The sequence below is a fragment of the Micromonospora rosaria genome, assembly GCF_001567585.1.
Taxonomy (GTDB): Bacteria; Actinomycetota; Actinomycetes; order Mycobacteriales; family Micromonosporaceae; genus Micromonospora; species Micromonospora rosaria.
On the sequence record NZ_LRQV01000290.1, the window covers coordinates 1 to 1,688 of the forward strand.

Annotated in this window: 3 protein-coding genes; all 3 read right to left on the reverse strand. The window is 76.6% G+C overall.

The window, feature by feature from the left end:
• Window positions 1-588, reverse strand: a 588-nt coding sequence (locus tag AWW66_RS32080; protein ID WP_157528317.1) for a reverse transcriptase-like protein, incomplete at its 3' end; no start/stop codon positions are given.
• A gap of 5 nt (window positions 589-593) precedes the next feature.
• Window positions 594-1,331, reverse strand: a complete 738-nt coding sequence (locus AWW66_RS32085; RefSeq protein ID WP_067374568.1) for a zinc ribbon domain-containing protein — start codon at window positions 1,329-1,331, stop codon at window positions 594-596.
• The coding region (locus AWW66_RS32090) for a Nif3-like dinuclear metal center hexameric protein (protein WP_211272174.1) at window positions 1,328-1,688 on the reverse strand (361 nt) is incomplete at its 5' end. The genes AWW66_RS32090 and AWW66_RS32085, both read right to left, overlap by 4 nt.

Sequence of the window (1,688 nt, forward strand, 5' to 3'; positions counted from 1 at the left end):
GCGCGGCTCCCAGGAGGGCTTCACGGTGGCCGGGTCGGTGCCGGCGCGGCCGGTCGCGGCGCGGGCGGCGACCTCACGGGCCCGCACGCGGGCCGCCGAGTCGGGGGCGGCCACCTCGCGCGCGGGCTCGCCGGCGGACGGCGCGGCCCTGCGGGCCGCCTCCCGGGGCGGCTTGCCGGCGGCGGCGTCCATCGCCGCGTTGGCCAGCGCGTCGGCGTGCTTGTTGCGCTCCCGGGGGATCCAGGTGAACCGGACCGCCCCGAACCGCCCGACCAGCGCCGCCGCCTGCGCGGCCAGCGGGCGCAGCCCGGGATGCTTGATCTGCCAGCGGCCACACATCTGCTCGACCACCAGCTTGGAGTCCATCCGCGCCTCGACCTCGGCGGCGCCCAGCTCGGCGGCGGCCTCCAGGCCGGCGATCAGCCCCCGGTACTCGGCGATGTTGTTGGTGGTCACGCCGATCGCCTCGGAGCGTTCGGCGAGCACCTCCCCGCTGGCCGAGTCACGGACCACCGCCCCGTACCCGGCCGGGCCCGGGTTGCCCCGGGATCCGCCGTCGGCCTCGATGACGACCCTGCCCACCCCCACCGGGACTACAGCCCGGACTCGGTGCTGCGGACCATGATGCGCCGGCAGTCCTCGCAGCGCACCACCTCGTCCCGGTCCGCCTTGCGGATGCGGGCCAGGTCGGCACCGGAGAGCTCCAGCCGGCAGCCGCCGCAGCGGCCGGCGGTCAGCAGGGCCGCGCCCAGCCCGGTGTCCGCGCGGATCCGGTCGTAGAGGGTGACCAGGTCGGCCGGGAGGTCGGCGGCGAGCGGCTGGCGGGCCGACCGCTTGAACTCCTCCTCCTTGGCGATCTCGGCCAGGGTCTCGTCGCGGCGCTGCTCGGTGGCCGCCCGCCGGCCGCGCGCCTCGGTCAGCCGCTGCTCGATGCCGTCCAGGACGCCCTGCGCGTCCTCCCGCTGCTGCATCAGCTCCAGCTCGGCGTCCTCCAGGTCGGACTGGCGCCGGTTCAACGAGACCAGCTCGTGCTGGAGCGCCTCCAGCTCCCGGGCCGGGACGCCCCCGGCGACGAGCCGGTTCTCGTCCTTGGCCTTGCGGGCGCGGACCTGGTCGACGTCCTTCTCCAGCCGGGTGATGTCCCGGTCCAGGTCGTCGACGCTGACCTGGGCGCGGACCCGCTCGTCCTCCAGCGCGGACAACTCCCGGGCCAGCGCGTCCAGCTCGGCCAGCTCGGGCAGGGTCCGGCGGCGGTGGGCGAGCTGGGCCAGGTTCGTGTCGATCGCCTGGAGGTCGAGCAGGCGGCGCTGGACCTTGGGGTCTGCCTTCACGGGCGGGGCTCCTTCTCGTCCACGGGGTACGGCTGGTCGGTGGGGGTGGGGTCGGCCGGCTGCGGTCGGCCGGTGGGGTGGACGGCGTGCAGCGTCCACGGGTCGGTGTCCAGGTCGGAGACGTACGCCTCGACGGCCAGGCTCTCCCGCAGGTGCGCGGCCAGGTCGGCCAGCCAGGGGTGCTCGGTCGCCCAGTGGGCGGCGTCGAGCAGGGCGGGCCCGTCGGCGGCGAGGTACTCGCCGGCGGGGTGGTGCCGCAGGTCGGAGGTGAGGTACGCGTCCGCGCCGGCGGCCGTGGCGGCGGCCAGGAAGCTGTCCCCCGACCCGCCGCAGACCGCCAGGGTACGGATCACCCGC